This window comes from Pseudomonas sp. GW821-FHT07F01, from assembly GCF_059418825.1.
This window is the reverse complement of record NZ_JBWKQO010000008.1, coordinates 129928-147328: the sequence shown is the minus strand read 5'-3', so window position 1 is coordinate 147328 and position 17401 is coordinate 129928. Positions and strand designations below refer to the sequence as shown.

Annotated in this window: 19 protein-coding genes; 5 read left to right on the top strand and 14 right to left on the bottom strand. The window is 62.5% G+C overall.

The annotated features are described in order from the left end of the window. Window position 1 precedes the first annotated feature (1 nt). From lipB to AC07R1_RS27595, 11 genes are all read right to left on the bottom strand, one after another. Window positions 2-649, bottom strand: coding sequence for a lipoyl(octanoyl) transferase LipB (gene lipB, locus AC07R1_RS27645; RefSeq protein ID WP_011063664.1), 648 nt, complete (start codon window positions 647-649; stop codon window positions 2-4). Then, window positions 649-924, bottom strand: a complete 276-nt coding sequence (locus AC07R1_RS27640) for a DUF493 domain-containing protein (protein ID WP_011063665.1) — start codon at window positions 922-924, stop codon at window positions 649-651. The genes lipB and AC07R1_RS27640 overlap by 1 nt, the downstream gene beginning before the upstream one ends. Window positions 925-1005: 81 nt before the next feature. Next, window positions 1006-2163: a D-alanyl-D-alanine carboxypeptidase family protein gene (locus AC07R1_RS27635; RefSeq protein WP_011063666.1), complete on the bottom strand. Its 1158-nt coding sequence runs from the start codon at window positions 2161-2163 to the stop codon at window positions 1006-1008. 186 nt (window positions 2164-2349) lie between these two features. Next, a complete protein-coding gene (locus AC07R1_RS27630) occupies window positions 2350-3348 on the bottom strand; it encodes a septal ring lytic transglycosylase RlpA family protein (RefSeq protein ID WP_011063667.1) in 999 nt (332 codons plus the stop codon). Then, window positions 3348-4358: a lytic murein transglycosylase B gene (mltB, locus tag AC07R1_RS27625; RefSeq protein WP_011063668.1), complete on the bottom strand. Its 1011-nt coding sequence runs from the start codon at window positions 4356-4358 to the stop codon at window positions 3348-3350. The genes AC07R1_RS27630 and mltB overlap by 1 nt, the downstream gene beginning before the upstream one ends. A gap of 17 nt (window positions 4359-4375) precedes the next feature. Next, the gene (gene rodA / locus AC07R1_RS27620; protein ID WP_015637169.1) at window positions 4376-5479 is read right to left on the bottom strand and encodes a rod shape-determining protein RodA; all 1104 of its coding nucleotides are present in this window, start codon (window positions 5477-5479) and stop codon (window positions 4376-4378) included. Between the two features lie 31 nt (window positions 5480-5510). After that, entirely contained in the window at window positions 5511-7406 is a 1896-nt protein-coding gene (gene mrdA / locus AC07R1_RS27615) for a penicillin-binding protein 2 (RefSeq protein ID WP_011063670.1), read from the bottom strand. A 12-nt stretch (window positions 7407-7418) separates the two neighbouring features. Further along, entirely contained in the window at window positions 7419-7886 is a 468-nt protein-coding gene (gene rlmH / locus AC07R1_RS27610) for a 23S rRNA (pseudouridine(1915)-N(3))-methyltransferase RlmH (RefSeq protein WP_011063671.1), read from the bottom strand. Between the two features lie 9 nt (window positions 7887-7895). Beyond that, on the bottom strand, window positions 7896-8318 hold the full coding sequence (rsfS, locus tag AC07R1_RS27605; protein WP_015637171.1) for a ribosome silencing factor: 423 nt from the start codon (window positions 8316-8318) through the stop codon (window positions 7896-7898). 60 nt (window positions 8319-8378) lie between these two features. Next, on the bottom strand, window positions 8379-9023 hold the full coding sequence (gene nadD / locus AC07R1_RS27600; RefSeq protein WP_011063673.1) for a nicotinate-nucleotide adenylyltransferase: 645 nt from the start codon (window positions 9021-9023) through the stop codon (window positions 8379-8381). Next, window positions 9023-10288 carry a glutamate-5-semialdehyde dehydrogenase gene (locus AC07R1_RS27595; RefSeq protein ID WP_011063674.1) on the bottom strand — a complete coding sequence of 422 codons (1266 nt, stop codon included), beginning with the start codon at window positions 10286-10288 and terminating at the stop codon, window positions 9023-9025. Before AC07R1_RS27595 ends, nadD begins: the two co-directional genes overlap by 1 nt. A gap of 176 nt (window positions 10289-10464) precedes the next feature. On the opposite strand from AC07R1_RS27595, the gene AC07R1_RS27590 reads away from it, so the two are divergent. Together AC07R1_RS27590 and AC07R1_RS27585 are read left to right on the top strand one after the other, a co-directional pair. Continuing rightward, window positions 10465-11151: a DNA-3-methyladenine glycosylase gene (locus AC07R1_RS27590; protein ID WP_019094179.1), complete on the top strand. Its 687-nt coding sequence runs from the start codon at window positions 10465-10467 to the stop codon at window positions 11149-11151. Between the two features lie 45 nt (window positions 11152-11196). Next, on the top strand, window positions 11197-12513 hold the full coding sequence (locus AC07R1_RS27585) for a bifunctional DedA family/phosphatase PAP2 family protein (RefSeq protein ID WP_019094180.1): 1317 nt from the start codon (window positions 11197-11199) through the stop codon (window positions 12511-12513). 42 nt (window positions 12514-12555) lie between these two features. Here the strand turns inward: AC07R1_RS27585 and AC07R1_RS27580 are convergent, their stop codons facing one another. The 3 genes from AC07R1_RS27580 to AC07R1_RS27570 are packed head-to-tail and all read right to left on the bottom strand — an operon-like array spanning window position 12556 to window position 14232. Continuing rightward, entirely contained in the window at window positions 12556-13146 is a 591-nt protein-coding gene (locus tag AC07R1_RS27580) for an LON peptidase substrate-binding domain-containing protein (RefSeq protein ID WP_015637174.1), read from the bottom strand. Between the two features lie 10 nt (window positions 13147-13156). Further along, window positions 13157-13873, bottom strand: coding sequence for an LrgB family protein (locus AC07R1_RS27575; RefSeq protein ID WP_011063678.1), 717 nt, complete (start codon window positions 13871-13873; stop codon window positions 13157-13159). Beyond that, window positions 13870-14232 (bottom strand): CidA/LrgA family protein, encoded by a 363-nt coding sequence (locus AC07R1_RS27570; RefSeq protein WP_011063679.1) that lies wholly within the window; start codon window positions 14230-14232, stop codon window positions 13870-13872. The genes AC07R1_RS27575 and AC07R1_RS27570 overlap by 4 nt, the downstream gene beginning before the upstream one ends. Window positions 14233-14410: 178 nt before the next feature. On the opposite strand from AC07R1_RS27570, the gene AC07R1_RS27565 reads away from it, so the two are divergent. The 3 genes from AC07R1_RS27565 to AC07R1_RS27555 all read left to right on the top strand — a co-directional run bounded on the left by AC07R1_RS27565 (window position 14411) and on the right by AC07R1_RS27555 (window position 17358). Continuing rightward, window positions 14411-14866, top strand: a complete 456-nt coding sequence (locus AC07R1_RS27565; RefSeq protein ID WP_011063680.1) for a MaoC family dehydratase — start codon at window positions 14411-14413, stop codon at window positions 14864-14866. Between the two features lie 103 nt (window positions 14867-14969). Beyond that, window positions 14970-16688, top strand: coding sequence for a C13 family peptidase (locus tag AC07R1_RS27560; RefSeq protein ID WP_011063681.1), 1719 nt, complete (start codon window positions 14970-14972; stop codon window positions 16686-16688). Window positions 16689-16716: 28 nt separating this feature from the next. After that, window positions 16717-17358, top strand: a complete 642-nt coding sequence (locus tag AC07R1_RS27555; protein WP_047289482.1) for an oxidoreductase — start codon at window positions 16717-16719, stop codon at window positions 17356-17358. Window positions 17359-17401: the final 43 nt, after the last annotated feature.

The following is a 17401-nucleotide window of genomic DNA, read 5'->3' as shown; positions in this document are numbered from 1 at the left end:
ATCAGTCGATTCCGCCCGTTAGGGTCGTCTGCTCAGCATAGTCGAGGTGTTTGACGAGCTGCGCACGCAGCCGGGCACTTACCTCGGCAAATTCAATCGGCCCTGCATGGTCGCTCAGCTGGGTCATCGCCAACCCGGCATAACCACAGGGGTTAATCCGTCGAAACGGCTGCAAATCCATGTCCACGTTCAAGGCCAGACCGTGAAAAGAGCATCCGTGACGGATACGCAGGCCCAGGGAGGCGATTTTCGCCCCATTGACGTAGACGCCCGGTGCATCGGGCTTGGCCGCCGCCGGCACGCCGTAGCTGGCCAGCAGCTCGATCAGGCAGTGCTCCATGCGGTTGACCAGGTCCCGCACACCGAAACCTAATCGGCGCACATCCAGCAGCAGGTAGGCCACCAGCTGGCCAGGGCCGTGATAGGTCACCTGGCCGCCGCGGTCCACCTGCACCACGGGGATATCCCCCGGGAGCAACAGGTGCTCGGCCTTGCCGGCCTGGCCCTGGGTGAATACCGGTGGATGCTGCACCAGCCAGACTTCATCCGGTGCATCGGTACCGCGTTCATTGGTAAAGCGCTGCATCGCTTGCCAGACCGGCTCGTAAGCCATCTGGCCAAGCTCACGAAAGCCCAGCGTCTGTGGCATCACAGCACCATGTGGACGACACCGGTAGCACGCAGGGCACTATTGATATCACGCAGTTGGTCTTCACCGGTGGCGGTGATGTGCAGTTGTACGGTGGTGTACTTGCCGTTGCTGCTTTGACGCTCGGCCAGGGACTTGATGTCCAGCTTGGCGTACTTGGCAAGGATCTCGATCACGGTGTCCTTGAAGCCGACAACCGTGTCACCGATCACCTTGATCGGATAGTCATCGACGGGAAACTCAATCTTGTGCGACTTAACGTCAGTGTCTGTCATGGCAGTAACGGCCTCGTATAGCCGGACGACGGACATGGCCCCCGCTCCACTGGGGAACGAGGGCCACGCAGGTCGACAATATCAGTTGAACAAGCCGTAGAAGAATAGACGGATGCTATCCCACATGCGACGGAAGATACCACCTTCGTCGACCGCTTCCAGGGCGATCAGATCAGCGCTGTGCACCACCTTGTCGTCCAGTTTCACTTCGACTTTACCAATCACGTCGCCCTTGGCGATCGGCGCGATCAGTTGCGGGTTCATGGTCATGCTGGCGGCGAGCTTTTTCAACTGGCCTTTAGGCATAGTCATGGTCAGGTCTTCGGCCAGACCGGCTTTGACCTGATGAGTGGTGCCCTTCCAGACCTGGGCCTGGGCCAGCTCGGTGCCCTTCTGGTAGAAGGTCTGGGTTTCGAAGAAACGGAAACCGTAAGTCAGCAGCTTCTGGGTTTCAGCAGCACGAGCCTGTTCGCTGTTGGTACCGAACACCACGGCGATCAGGCGCATGCCATCACGCACCGCCGAGGACACCATGCAGTAGCCGGCTTCGTCGGTATGGCCGGTCTTCAGGCCATCAACGGTCTTGTCGCGCCACAGCAGCAGGTTGCGGTTGGGTTGCTTGATGCCGTTCCAGAAGAACTCCTTCTGCGAGTAGATCGCGTAGTGCGCAGGGTCTTCATGGATGATCGCGCGAGCCAGCACCGCCATGTCATGGGCCGACGAGTAATGCTCTGGGTTCGGCAGGCCGGTAGGGTTCATGAAGTGGCTGTTGCTCATGCCCAGGTCGGTTGCCGTCTTGTTCATCATGTCGGCGAACGCGTCTTCGCTACCGGCGATATGCTCGGAAACCGCGACGCTGGCGTCGTTGCCCGACTGGATGATGATGCCGTGCAGCAGGTCGCTGACGGTGACTTGCGAACCCACCTTGATGAACATCCGCGAGCCGCCGGTACGCCAGGCGTTCTCGCTGACGGTCACCGGATCGTTCTCGCCGATCTGGCCGCGACGGATTTCCAGGGTCGCGATGTAGGCGGTCATCAGCTTGGTCAGACTGGCCGGCGGCAGGCGCTGGTCACCATTGTTCTCCACCAGCACGTTACCGCTGCTGGCGTCCATGAGCACATAGGATTTGGCGGCCAGTTGCGGTGGCGACGGCATCGCTTCGACCGCCCAGGCGGCGGGCGTGATGATCAGCGGGACAAGCAGGCACAGGCGTTTGGCAAAGGTGGTGATGTTCATCCGTCTCTCGAAGTTGCTAATGGAAACTTGCCCTTGCGGGCAAAACTATTTCAGACAGCCTTCTAAAGGGCTGTCGCGTGTGCAGTTGTTCACTCACTGACCCTTGCCGGGCTTTTGTTGTTCGACGAGCCAACAACCAGGACCCACCCCCCAATACCGCAAGCGGATCTTCAATCTTCAGTATTCTTACTCGGCAGAGACCACGCTGGCCTGCCCAAGGTTCGCCAGGCGTACGCTGTTCTGCGCTTGCTGGGCCTCACCCGGCGTGCCGAATGGCCCCAGGCGGACCCGATGCAGCGTCTGTTGATTGCGGACGATCGAGCTGATGAACACCGGGGCGCTCACCATGCCACTCAATTTCGACCTCAACAGCTCGGCAGCGTCAGGGTTGGCGAAGGCGCCCACCTGCAGATACTGGCCAGAAGCTGCTGCCGTGTTTTTCACTTGTACGGGAACCACAGCCGCCGCGTGCTGCTGGGGCGGCGGGGTCCATTGTTCGACAGTGCCGGCCGAGGCCGTAACCACCGGCGCGCTATTCTGCGCCACTTGCGGCTCGTTGAGCATCAGCGGCGCCGGACGGCCACGCTGAGCCCACCATTGCTGCGGATCGATGCCCTCGACCTTGACCCGGGCGGTGCCGGTCTCGGCATAGCCGAGCTTCTTGGCCGCGGCGTAGGAAAGGTCGATGATCCGGTCGGAATAGAACGGCCCACGGTCGTTGACCCGCAGGATCACGCTGCGATTGTTGTCCAGGTTGGTGACCTTCACGTAACTGGGCAACGGCAGGGTCTTGTGCGCGGCACTCATGCCGTACAGGTCATAGACCTCGCCATTGGCGGTGTTCTGGCCGTGGAACTTGGTGCCATACCAGGACGCCGTGCCGGAGGCCACGTAGTTCTTCGATTCCTGGATGGGGAAATAGGTCTTGCCCAGTACCGTGTAGGGATTGGCCTTGTACGGGCCGGTATGCAGGGTCGGGGTCGCATCGGGGATGCGCGAAACGTCGACATCCCACCACGGCGCGCCATCCTTGTGGGCGCGGTTGACGTCCAGGCCCGGCATGGAACGCACAGCGGTGGAAGATTTCTGCTGCGGCGAGCGACTCGTCGAGCAACTGACCACCAGCAAGGACAACGCGGCAAAAGCCACCAGCTTCAGGGGTTTGCGAATTGGCATTGCCAGCATTACTTGACGCCCCGTGCTTGGACCAGCTGTTCAGACAACTGATGTACGGCCATGGCGTACATCACGCTGCGGTTATAGCGAGTGATCGCGTAAAAATTCTTCAGGCCCATCCAGTATTCCGGGCCATTGTCACCTTCCAGACGGAAAGCGGTGACCGGCATATCATCGCGCAGCGCATCATGACTCGACCAGCCCAGGGCCCGCAACTCCCCGACGGTTTTCGTCGGTTCGATCCCGGTGGTCAAGCCTTCATCTACCCGATCGCCACGCACATCGGCGCGACTGACCACCGGCTCGCCGGCCACCCAGCCGTGGCGTTTGAAATAGCTGGCCACACTGCCGATGGCATCATCGGGGTTGGTCCAGATATTGATGTGGCCGTCACCGTCGAAGTCCACCGCATAAGCCCGAAAACTGCTGGGCATGAACTGTGGTAAGCCCATGGCTCCGGCGTAGGAACCCTTGAGGCTCAATGGATCGACCTGCTCCTCACGCGCCAGCAGCAGAAACTCGCGCAGTTCCTTGCGAAAGAACTCGGCACGGGGCGGATAATCGAAACCCAGGGTGGACAATGCGTCGATCACCCGGTAATTCCCGGTATTTCGACCGAAAAAGGTTTCAACGCCGATGATCGACACAATTACCTGGGCCGGTACGCCATATTCCTGCTCGGCGCGGGCCAGCACCGCTTCATGCTGGCGCCAGAAATCCACACCGCGGGCAATGCGCGCGTCGGTGATGAACATCGGCCGGTATTCCTTCCACTGCTTGACCCGCTCGGCGGGCCGCGAAATGGCGTCAAGAATCGACTGCTTGCGCTCGGCCTCGCGGAACACAGCCATCAGCTGCTCCCCGGCAAAACCATAGTCCCGAGTCATTTCGCCCACGAATTCGGCCACCTGGGGCGAACCTTCGTAATCACCGGCGAACGCGGGCTGCGCTGCACCAAGGATGCTTACCAGACCGACCCACGGCGCCTGCCGAGCGGCCCAGCCACGCATTGCTTGCATTGAATTCTTCACCTTAATCAAACCTGCGCGATCCACTTGCGATGGGTATGGATCGACATCAAAACCCCAAACGCTGACAGTAGCGTCACCAGCGAAGTTCCTCCGTAGCTAATGAACGGCAACGGAACCCCTACGACCGGCAACAAGCCACTGACCATACCGATGTTGACGAAAACGTAAACAAAAAACGTCATGGTCAGGCTGCCCGCGAGCAATTTGCCAAACAGTGTCTGGGCCTGGGCGGTGATCACCAGCCCGCGCCCGATCAGCAGCAGGTAGATCAGCAGCAGCGCACAGATGCCCACCAGGCCGAACTCCTCGCCCATGACAGCGATAATGAAGTCGGTGTGGCTCTCCGGCAAAAAGTCCAGGTGCGACTGGGTGCCCAGCAGCCAGCCCTTGCCGAACACCCCACCGGAGCCGATGGCGGCCTTGGACTGGATGATGTTCCAGCCGGTGCCCAGCGGATCGCTCTCCGGGTCGAGGAAAGTCAGGATCCGCTGCTTCTGGTAGTCGTGCATGATGAAGAACCACATGGCGATGGCCACGGGAACCGCAGCCGCCAGCACGCTGAGGATCCAGCGCCAGCGCAGGCCGCCCATGAACAGCACGAAGGTGCCGCCGGCCAGGATCAGCAAGGCCGTACCCAGGTCAGGCTGACGCACGATCAGGATGAACGGAATGCCAATCAGCACCAGGCTGATCCCCACATGCTTGAGATGGGGTGGCAGGGTGCGCTTGGACAGGTACCAGGCGATGGTCGCCGGCATGATGATCTTCATGAACTCCGACGGCTGGAAGCGGATCACCCCGGGGATGTTGATCCAGCGGGTCGCCCCCATGGCGTTGTGGCCCATGACATCTACCACCACCAGCAGCACCACGCCGAACACGTAGCCCAGCGGCACCCAGCGGGCCATGAAGCGCGGCTCGAACTGGGCGATGACGATCATCGACACCAGGCCGATACCGAATGAAGTGGCCTGCTTGGCCAGCAGGTCCCAACTCTTGCCGCTGGCGGAATACAGCACGAACAGGCTGCCGGCAGCCAGGGTCAGCAGCAGCACCAGCAGCGGGCCATCGATATGCAGGCGCTGCAACAGCGTCGCGCGACGACGCATCACATCCTCACTGGAGAGGATGCGGTCAAAATTACTCTTCACGGGCCGTAGCCTCCGCGCTGATAGGGCTGGCGAACTCGGGCTTGAGCTGGCCGTCCTGGCCGAGAAGCCAGGCATCCATCACCTGACGCACTACCGGTGCCGCGACGCCGGAGCCCGACTCACCGTTCTCGACCATGACCGAGACCACGATCTTGGGGTTTTCCGCCGGAGCGAAGCCGACGAACAAGGCGTGGTCACGATGCCGTTCCTGGACCTTGGAGCGGTCGTACTTCTCGCCCTGCTTGATCGCCACCACCTGGGCGGTACCACTCTTGCCGGCAATCCGGTACGGCGAACCGGCCGCAGCCTTGCGCGCGGTGCCCCGGGCACCGTGCATCACCTGCTGCATGCCATGGTTGACCTTCGTCCAGTCCGAGGGGTCACGCAGGACAATGTCCGGCATCGGGTTGTGATCCACCGGCTTCTCGCCCTCGATGCTTTTGGCCAGGTGCGGCCGGTTCCACTTGCCCTTGCTGGCGACCAGGGCGGTGGCCTGGGCCAGTTGCAACGGCGTGGACTGCATGTAGCCCTGGCCGATCCCGAGAATCAGGGTCTCCCCCGGGAACCAGGCCTGGCGCCGGGTGGCGCGCTTCCATTCGCGGGTCGGCATCAAGCCCGGCGACTCCTCGAACATGTCCAAAGAGACCTTCTGGCCGATACCGAACTTGCTCATGTAGGCGGACAGCCGGTCGATCCCCAGCTTGTGGGCCAGGTCGTAGAAATAGGTGTCGTTGGACCGCATGATCGCGGTATCCAGGTCGACATAACCGTCACCGGTACGGTTCCAGTTGCGGTACTTGTGGTCGTAGTTGGGCAACTGGTAGTAGCCCGGGTCGTAGACCCGGGTCGAAGCCGTGACCACGCCGGCATCCAGCCCGGCAATGGCCACCGCCGGCTTGATGGTCGAACCCGGCGGATAGAGGCCACGCAGCACCCGGTTGAACAGCGGCCGGTCGATGGAATCGCGCAGCTCGGCATAGGCCTTGAAGCTGATGCCGGTGACGAACAGGTTGGGGTCGAAGCTCGGCTGGCTGACCATCGCCAGCACTTCACCGGTACTCGGGTCCAGGGCTACCACCGCGCCACGGCGCCCGCCCAGGGCCAGTTCCGCGGCTTCCTGCAACTTGATGTCCAGGCTCAGGACAATGTCCTTGCCGGGAATCGGGTCGGTGCGCTTGAGCACCCGCAGCACCCGGCCACGGGCGTTGGTCTCGACCTCTTCGTAACCCACCTGGCCGTGCAGCTCAGGCTCGTAGAAGCGCTCGATGCCGGTCTTGCCTATATGGTGGGTGCCGCTGTAGTTCACCGGATCGAGGGACTTGAGCTCTTTCTCGTTGATCCGCCCCATATAGCCCACGGAGTGCGCAAAGTGCGCGCCCTGGGGGTAATGCCGGACCAGCTGGGCCACCACTTCCACACCGGGCAGGCGGAACTGGTTCACCGCGATCCGGGCGATCTGCTCTTCCGTCAGCTCGAACAGGATCGGCACCGGCTCGAAAGGCCGACGCCCCTGCTTCATGCGCTTTTCAAACAGCACCCGGTCTTCCGGAGTCAGCTCCAGCACCTCGACGATCACGTCGAGCACCTGCTGCCAGTCGCCGGAACGCTCGCGGGTCATGCTCAGGCTGAAGCTGGGCCGGTTGTCCGCCACCACCACGCCATTGCGGTCGAAAATCAACCCGCGAGTCGGTGGAATTGGCTGCACGTGGACTCGGTTGTTCTCCGAAAGGGTGGAGTGATAGTCGTACTGGATCACCTGCAGGTAATACAGCCGGGCAATCAGCACACCGATCAGGCAAACCACCATGATGGCGCCGAACACGACACGGCCACGCACCAGACGGGCGTCTTTTTCGTGGTCCTTGATGCGGATCGGCTGGGACATGAGGGGCGCGGGCTACTTGTGGTAAGGGTGCCCGGACAGCACGGTCCAGGCGCGATACAGCTGTTCACCGATGAGAATCCGCACCAGCGGGTGCGGCAAGGTCAGCGGCGACAGCGACCAGCGCTGATCCGCCCGCGCACAGACCTCCGGCGCCAGCCCTTCCGGGCCGCCGACCATGAAATTCACGGTGCGCGAATCGAGACGCCAGCGATCCAGTTCCACCGCCAGTTGCTCGGTGCTCCAGGGTTTGCCGTGCACCTCGAGAGTGACGATGCGCTCGTTATGCCCGACCTTGGCCAGCATGGCCTCGCCCTCCTGACGGATGAAGCGAGCCACGTCGGCGTTCTTGCCCCGGGTATTGAGCGGAATTTCCACCAGTTCCAACGCCAGCTCGGATGGCAGACGCTTGGCATACTCGTGCCAACCCTCTTCCACCCACTTGGGCATGCGTGAACCGACAGCGATCAGACGCAGGCGCACAGCCGTCCCTTATTGCTGGTCTTTGTTGAGCTTGGTGAAGTGCTCGTGGCCATGCTCCGGGCTGTGGTGCTTGCCATCGGCCGCGCGGCTCTGCTCGGCGCCCTGCCACAGACGCTCCAGGTCGTAGAACTGACGAGCCGAGGCGGTCATCATGTGCACGATCACGTCGTCCAGGTCCAGCAGCACCCAGTCACTGTCGCCCTTGCCTTCTTCACCCAATGGGCGCACGCCCTGGGCCTTGACCATTTCACGGACCTTTTCCAGCATCGCGCCGATCTGGCGGTTGGAGGTACCGGTAGCGATGATCATGTAGTCAGTGATGCTCTGCTTGTCGCGAACATCGATCACCAGGACGTCCTGGGCCTTGACGTCTTCCAGCGCGGCGACAGCCACCTTGACCAGATCTTCGCCTTTCATTACTTGGTTAGTCATATAAAACTCGTTTAGCTCGTATGTTTGGAACGCCGCTCAGCACAGGCCGGCAGCGCTCCTTCAGTTCGGCGCACGGTAAAGCCCGTGTGCATCGATATAGGCCAGGACCGCGTCAGGCACCAGGAAACGTACCGACTTACCGCTGGCCAGCAGTTGACGGATCTGGGTGGCGGACACCGCGAGCGGCGTCTGCCAGACGAATGCAATGTGTCCCCCAGGCCCTTGCAGGGCCAAAGGGTCGCTCACCGAACGCGCTGCCAGCAGGTTGCGCAAGGCATCCGGCGGTTCGCTGTCGGCATCCGGGCGTTGCAGCACCAGGATGTGGCAATGCTGGAGTAACTCTTCCCAGCGATGCCAGGTGGGCAGGCCGCAAAACGCGTCCCAGCCCAGTAACAGAAACAACTGGTCATCTGCGGCCAGCTCGGCCCGCATCTGTTCCAGGGTGTCGATGGTGTAGGACGGCTTGTCCCGTTTCAGCTCACGGTCGTCCACCACCAGGGGTGAAACGCCCGCCACCGCACACTCGACCATCGCCAGACGATCGAGGGCCGACACCTGCGGTGTATCCCGATGGGGCGGCCTGGCACTGGGTACCAGGCGCAGCTCATCGAGTTGCATGGATTCCGCCACCTCCAGCGCGCCACGCAAGTGGCCGATATGCACTGGATCGAAGGTGCCGCCCAGCAGACCGATACGTTTGCCCATCAAGTACGCACGTGACCGTCGCCAAAGACTACGTACTTCTCGCTGGTCAGCCCTTCCAGCCCAACCGGGCCACGGGCGTGCAGCTTGTCGGTGGAAATGCCGATCTCCGCGCCCAGGCCGTACTCGAAGCCGTCGGCAAAGCGCGTCGAGGCATTGACCATGACCGAACTGGAATCCACTTCGTTAAGGAAGCGCCGGGCGTCACTGAAGTTTTCGGTGACGATCGAGTCGGTGTGGTGCGAGCCATAGGTATTGATGTGCTCGATGGCCTGCTCCAGGTTGTCCAGCACGCGGATCGAGAGGATCGGCGCGGTGTACTCGGTGCGCCAGTCTTCTTCGGTTGCTTCCAACACACCGGCACCGAGGAGTGCGCGGGTTTGCGCACAGCCACGCAGCTCGACGCCCTTGTCGCGGTAGATCGCGGCCAATGGCGGCAATACGCGCTCGGCAATGGCGGAGTGAACCAGCAGGGTTTCCATGGTGTTGCACGGTGCATAGCGCTGGGTCTTGGCGTTGTCGGCAATGCGAATGGCCTTGTCCAGGTCCGCCGCGACATCGATATACACGTGGCAGACGCCGTCCAGGTGCTTGATCACCGGCACCTTGGCGTCACGGCTGACCCGCTCGATCAGGCTCTTGCCGCCACGGGGCACGATCACGTCGACGAACTCGGGCATGGTGATCAGCGCTCCAACCGCAGCGCGGTCGGTGGTTTCCACTACCTGCACCACGTGAGGCGGCAGGTCGGCCGCCGCCAGGCCCTGCTGAATGCAGGTGGCGATGGCGCGGTTGGAATGGATCGCCTCGGAACCGCCGCGCAGGATGGTGGCGTTGCCCGACTTCAGGCACAGACTGGCCGCATCGATGGTCACGTTCGGGCGCGACTCGTAGATGATGCCGATCACCCCCAGGGGCACGCGCATCTTGCCCACCTGGATGCCCGACGGCAGGTAGCGCATGTCGCGGATTTCACCGATGGGGTCAGGCAGCTTGGCCACCTGACGCAGGCCTTCGATCATTTCGTCGATACGCGCCGGGGTCAGCGCCAGGCGATCCAGCAGGGCCGGTTCCAGACCATTGGCCCGGCCGTTGGCCAGGTCCTGCTCGTTGGCCGCAGTCAGTTCCGGTCGTGCCGCGTCCAACGCATCGGCAGCCGCCAGCAGCGCACGATTCTTTTGCGCGGTGGTGGCACGGGCGATCACCCGGGAAGCCTGGCGGGCAGCGCGACCCAGGCGGGTCATGTAGTCAAGAACGGACTCAGTCATGGTCTGGTGTGGTCTTGGCAAAGAGGAAAGCGGCTGATTATAGCTGTCGCGCCGGCCCACGGACAGCGGTCACGGGCGGATGGTCGAAATGGAGTGCAAATACCCGGCGTTCAGCCTGAATTAAGCCTGGAGTTGTTACCATTGCGTCACCTTTTCCGCCATAACCCTTCGCCACCATGTCCATTCTGACCTCTGCAAAACTGCCAAAAGCCCTGCCGGACGGCTTTTTCGACCGTGATGCCGAGCTTTTGGCCCGCGAACTGTTGGGCAAAGTCATCCGCCATAAAGTCGGCGATCTGTGGCTGTCCGCGCGCATTATCGAAACCGAAGCCTATTACTGCGAGGAAAAAGGCAGCCACGCCTCCCTCGGCTACACAGAAAAGCGTAAGGCTTTGTTTCTGGACGGCGGCCACATCTATATGTACTACGCCCGCGGCGGCGACTCCCTGAATTTCAGCGCCCGGGGCCCTGGCAATGCCGTACTGATCAAGTCCGCCTATCCCTGGGTCGATGAAGTCTCCGGCCCTGCCAGCCTGGCGCAGATGCTGCTGAACAATCCGGACGCCAGTGGCCGGCCGCGCCCCGCGCAAAAGCTCTGCGCCGGCCAGACCCTGCTGTGCAAGGCCCTGGGCCTGAAGGTTCCGGTCTGGGATGCGAAACGCTTCGATCACGAGATTCTCTTCGTCGAAGATGTGGGTGCCGCCGTGCCACACATCCTCCAGACCACCCGCCTGGGCATCCCCCATGGGCGTGACGAACACCTGATGTATCGCTTTGTCGATGCCGCCTACGCCCCCTACTGCACGCGCAACCCTTTGCGTCGCGGCCAGGTCGAAGGGCGCGACTACCTGGTGCTCGGCTGACGCCACCGTCCCACCTCAGCAAAAAACAACAACGGAGTTGAATTTATGGGCCCATGGCTCGACAGCGTGACCGCCTGGCTAACCAGCAACCCCCAATGGCTGGCAGCCGCAGTGTTCATCGTGGCCTGCATGGAATGCCTGGCGATCGTGGGCCTGATCGTGCCGGGCACGGTCCTGCTGTTCGCGATTGCGGTACTGGCCGGCAATGGCGCCCTGTCACTGGGGGAAACCCTGCTCCTGGGTGCTGCCGGCGGATTGCTGGGGGACGTGATGTCCTATCTGCTGGGACGGCATTTCCACCAAGGCATTCGCCGCTTGCCCGGCCTTCGTCATCACCCTGAATGGATCAGCGGTGCGGAAACCTACTTCCAGCGCTATGGCATCGCCAGCCTGCTGGTGGGCCGCTTCATCGGCCCGCTACGACCGATGCTGCCGATGGTGGCCGGAATGTTCGACATGCCGTTCCCACGCTTCCTCGCTGTCAGCCTGCTGGCGGCGGCGGGCTGGTCGCTGGCCTATCTGCTGCCGGGCTGGGCCACGGGCGCGGCGATTCGCCTGCCCCTGCCCGAAGGCTTCTGGCCCCAGGCGGGCATCGTCATTGGCAGCCTGGTGGTGCTTGTCGGCCTGAGCGTCAACAGCAGCCTGCGGCGCCATCGCCGGGCAACCCTGTTGATGTCCGGCCTGAGCCTGCTGATTCTGGCAGGGCTGTTCATCGGCTATCCGTACCTGACGCAGTTCGACCAGGGCCTGATCGCCCTGGTACAGGAGCACCGGGACCCGGCTCTGGACAAGATCATGGTCATGGTCACCCAGATCGGCGAGTTCCGCGCCATGTTCATCCTCAGCGCAGTGCTGACCCTGCTGCTCCTGGCCCTGCGCCAATGGCGCCAGGCCGCGTTCGCCGGAGCGACACTGCTGTGTACTGCCCTGGCCAACACCGGCAGCAAATGGTTCTTCGCACGGGTACGCCCTGAAGTGCTGAGCGAGCCTCTCACCAGTTTCAGCATGCCCAGCGGTCACTCTTCCGGCTCCTTCGCCCTGTTCTTGACCCTGGCAGTTCTGGCCGGCCGTGGCCAGCCACCCCGCATGCGCCTGACCTGGCTGTTGCTGGGCTGCCTGCCGGCGGCCGCCATTGCCTTATCGCGGGTCTACCTGGGGGCCCATTGGCCAACCGACATTCTCGCCGGCGCCATGCTCGCGGCCTGTGTCTGCGCCGCCAGCCTGACCCTAAGCCAATGGCAAGGCCCGCTCAAGCCGATGCCGGCCAGGGCCTGGTGGCTGCTACTGCCGGTCATGCTGTTGATGTGCGGATACATGGCGACACGGCACTTGCCTCACGCCCTGCTGCGGTACGCCTATTAAAAGCGCCAGAGACAAGCTGCGGTCGTCACTACAGGCTGCGGCTCAGGCGAAGAGTTCGCCTTGCAGCTCGTCCAGCAACTGCTGGATGGCATCCAGACGCTGCTGCGGGTCATCCAGTTGCAGCAGGTCGATCTTGTCCTGTTCGGAAAAAGGCAGCAGGTAGGCCAACTGATTGGCCAGTGACAGCTGCCCCGTAGCCTCGACCCCCATATCCAGGGCCTCGACCATCGGATGTTCGGCCAAGGCCTTGAGCAGCGCAATCAGGTCCGCATCCTCATCCTGCAACGGCTGTTCGGGGGCCTCTTCCAGCCATTGCACCCGGGCCACCGTCAGTTGGTCTTTCTGCACTTCGCTTTGCAGAATGCGAAAACGCCGACCGCCCCTGACCCTGATTCCCAGCAGCCCGTTGTCCTGCTGGTGGAAGTCGGTGATCAAGGCTTCACAGCCAATTTGCGCATAGCCCTGGGCGGCCGTACCGACCTCCTCCCCTTCAAGGATGCACACCACCCCAAACCCGCTGCCCTGCTTCATGCAGCGCCCGATCATGTCGAGATAACGCGCCTCGAAAATCTGCAGATCGAGAATGCAATCGGGAAACAGCACGGTATTCAGAGGAAAAAGCGCCAGGTTCATACTTCCTTCCTTAAACCAGCAACGACACCGCCAACGGCAGCAACACTGCCGTGGCCACGCCCATCAGACTCATCGCCAGCGCCGCAAAGGCGCCGCACTCCTCACTTTCCTGCAAGGCCACCGAGGTGCCCACTGCGTGGGCGGTCATGCCCAGGGCCATGCCTCGCGCTTCCGGGCCATGCACCCCCAAACGGTTGAGCAGCCCCGGGCCAAATATCGCTCCGATCACTCCGGTAATCAGCACGAATACCGCCGCCAACGCCGCCACGCCACCAATCTGCTCGGCCACCAGCATGGCAATGGGCGAGGTCACCGACTTGGGCGCCATGGTCATTAGGATCATGTGCTCGGCACCAAACCACCATCCCAGCAGTACGCCCAGGCTGGTAGCCACGACGCCACCCACCACCAGCGTAGCCAATATCGGCCAGAACAATTGGCGGATCCGTCGCAGGTTGAGGTACAGCGGCACCGCCAGGGCTACCGTCGCCGGGCCCAGCAGAATGCTCAGGATTTCGGTGCTCTTGCGGTACTCGGCATAGCTCAGGCCGCAGCCGAGCAGCACGCCGATCACCAGTAGCATGGACACCAGCACCGGCTGCAGGAACATCCAGCGGGTCTTCTCGAACGCCGCCAGCACCAGTTGATAGGCACCCAGCGTGATGCCGATGCCAAACAGCGGGTGATGGATCACCGCGGCCCAGGCCCCCTGCCAATCGAAGATCATTGACTGTCCTCCTGCCGGCCCTGGCGCTTGACCAGGCGCTGCATCAGCACGCCGACAAAGGCCATCGAGATCACCAGGGACAACACCAGCGCGCCGGTAATGGCCCAGAAGTCCGCGGCGATGTCCCGGGCATAGACCATGACCCCCACCGCAGGCGGCACCAGCAGCAGCGGCAGGTAACGCAGCAGGCTGCCAGCCGCGAGATTCAGCGGCTCGCCCACTTCACCGCGCACCACCAGGAAAACCAGCAGCAGCAACAGGCCGATGATGGGCCCGGGAAGCACGGGCAACAGCAGGTGATTGAGCGCCGTTCCGAGCAATTGGAACAGCACCAGCCATGTCAAACCGCGTAACAACATACCGCCTCTCCAGCCAGATCCCGTCGCGCATTATAAGCACGCAGGTGCTATGAACCGGCATTCGCCAAAAGCATGGATGTTTACCGGGAAGGATCGCCATGATGATCTAAAGTGGAAGTTTCAGAGCGCACCACACAACGTCGAATACTAATAAATCGTTGATCCAAGGAGAGTCTCAATGCCCCATGTTCCTGTTGCAGAGCTCAAAGATTATGTCGGGAAGGAACTCGGACGTTCCCCATGGCTCACCATCGACCAGGAGCGCATCAACCTCTTCGCCGAGGCGACCGGTGACTTCCAGTTCATCCACGTGGATCCGGTCAAGGCCGCACAGACCCCGTTCGGCAGCACCATTGCCCACGGTTTCCTGACCCTGTCGCTGATCCCCAAACTGATGGAAGACATCCTCGTGCTGCCCCAGGGCCTGAAGATGGTGGTCAACTACGGCCTGGACAGCGTGCGTTTCATCCAGCCGGTGCCAGTCAATTCCAAGGTGCGGCTCAAGGTCGACCTGACTGACGTCACCGAAAAGAAACCCGGTCAGTGGCTGCTCAAGGCGACCGCCACCCTGGAAATCGACGGCCAGGAAAAACCGGCCTATATCGCCGAGCCGCTGTCGCTCTGTTTCGTCTGAAATCCCTCCGATGCGAAACAGCTCACGCTGTTTCGCTCAACCTCTCTATATATAAGTCACACCGCTGCGGCATACTCGGTCCCCTAATTATCCGGAACCCGTTATGCGCCCACTTGCACCCCTGGTTTTGACCCTATTGCTCAGTGCCTGTGGCGACGGCGAATCGCTGTTGCCGCCCGATGCCCGCCTGCCGGACGGCGGGCGCTATCGAGGCGACCTGGTCAATGGCCTGCTCCAGGGACAAGGGCGCATCGACTACCCCAACGGCAGTTGGTACGCCGGCCAGTTCGACAAGGGCCAGTGGCATGGCCAGGGGGAATGGCACGGCAGCAACGGCGAGGTCTATCGCGGCCAGTTCCAGCAAGGGCTGTTCCATGGTCAGGGCACCCTGACCACCAAGGACAGCAGCTACAGCGGCGGCTTCAAGCTCGGCCGCCGGGATGGCGAAGGCACCCTCAAAGAAGACGGCATGACCTACCGCGGCGAATTCAAGGCCGACCTGTATTCGGGCCTCGGGCGCCTGGAACTGGACGACGGCAGCCAGTACCAGGGCCAGTTCGCCAAGGGCAAGCCCAATGGCGAAGGCCAGCGCAGCGACGCCAGCGGCAACCAGTTCACCGGCAACTTCGTCAACGGCCAGCTGGAAGGCAACGGCACCTTCAACAGTGCCGAAGGCGACATCTACGTTGGCGGCTTCAAGCACAACCAGCTCAACGGCAAGGGCCGCTACGAAAACTCCGACGGCGACGTCTGGATCGGCCAGTTCAAGGAAGGCGCCCTGAGTGGCAAGGGCGAACTGACCGGCGCCGACGGCAGCCACTATGTCGGCACCTTCAGCGACTGGCGCTTCAGCGGTGAGGGGCGGCTAAATCTCAGCGATGGCAGCTTCTACGTTGGCGGCTTCGACAGTGACAACTACCAAGGCCACGGCGTACTGGTACTGCGCGATGGCAGCGTGCAAAGCGGTGTGTGGAACAACGGCCTGCGGGTTCGCGACGCCGATGGCAAGCTACTGCCAGACCCGCTGGAAACTGCGCTGCTGGTCCAGGGCCGCTTGCTCAAGGAAGCCCTCGATACGGTGCCCGCCTCCACCCCGGCCATCGAACTCTACAGCCTGACCCTGGCCGGCGACGGCAAGCAGAGCGTGTTCCTGCGCGAGGCCGACTATGTCAGCAACATGCTCGCCAGTCGCTTCGGCGCCTACGGCCAGATCCGCCTGGTCAATCACCGCGACCACCTGATGAACCGGCCCATGGCCACCCGGGAAAACCTGCGCCGCGCCGCCCAGACCCTGGCCGAACGCAGCGGCCCGGAAGACCTGGTGTTCATCTACCTCACCAGCCACGGCACCAGCGCCCACGAACTGGTGCTGGACCAGCCGCGCCTGGAGCTGGCAGACCTGCCCGCCGATGAACTGGCCACCGCCCTAGCCCCGCTGAAGAACCGCGATAAGATCATCGTCATCTCTTCCTGCTACTCCGGCGGCTTCATCCCGGCCCTCAAGGATGAGCGAACCCTGATCATGACCGCATCCCAGGCAGACCGGGTGTCCTTCGGCTGCTCGGAAGAGGCCGACTTCACCTACTTTGGCGATGCCCTGTTCGCCCAGGCGCTGAACCAGACCGACGACCTGGAGCATGCATTCAAGCTGGCCCGGGGCATCGTTGCCGAGCGTGAGCAGGCAGACGGCTTCGAAGCGTCGGAACCGCAGATCTGGGCGCCCAGAGGCGTCATTGCCCATTGGCAACAATTGCGCAAACAGCAGGCACGAAAGGCCCTGCAGAGTGTCTCTATAAGCAGCAAGGAAGCACAGAGCAACTAAGCTGAAACAGTATCAAGGGGGAATGACCATGTACTTGACGCCTCAGCATATCCTGCTCGCCGGCGCCTCCGGCCTGACCGGGGAGCAACTGCTCGATCGTCTGCTCAACGAGCCCACCATCACCCGCGTCCTCGCGCCCAGCAGACGCCCACTGAGCGAACACCCACGCCTGGAAAACCCGGTCGGCGACCCCGCCGTATTCCTGCCGCAACTCAGCGGCAAAGTGGAAATCGCCTTCTGCTGCCTGGGCACCACCCTCAAGCAGGCCGGCTCCGAGGCCGCTTTTCGCGCGGTGGACCTGGACATGGTGGTGGCCTTCGGCAAACGTGCACGGGAGCTGGGCGCACGGCACCTGATCGTGATCAGCGCCCTGGGCGCCGACCCCAAGTCGTCGATCTTCTACAACCGGGTCAAAGGTGAAATGGAAGAAGCGCTGAAACAGCAGGGCTGGCCACAACTGACCATCTGCCGGCCATCACTGCTGCTGGGGGATCGCATCGAACCGCGCCTGGGCGAACAGCTGGCCGGACCACTGTCGCGGCTGATCCCGGGCAAGTACCGCGGGATCGAAGCCTGCCAACTGGCCCGGGCCATGTGGCGCCTGGCGCTTGAAGAGCAGAGCGGCACGCGGATCGTCGAGTCCGACGAACTACGCAAGCTGGGCAAATGAATCGCTCGCCCCGCAAGCCGCTCCTGCACGCACCTGTAGGAGC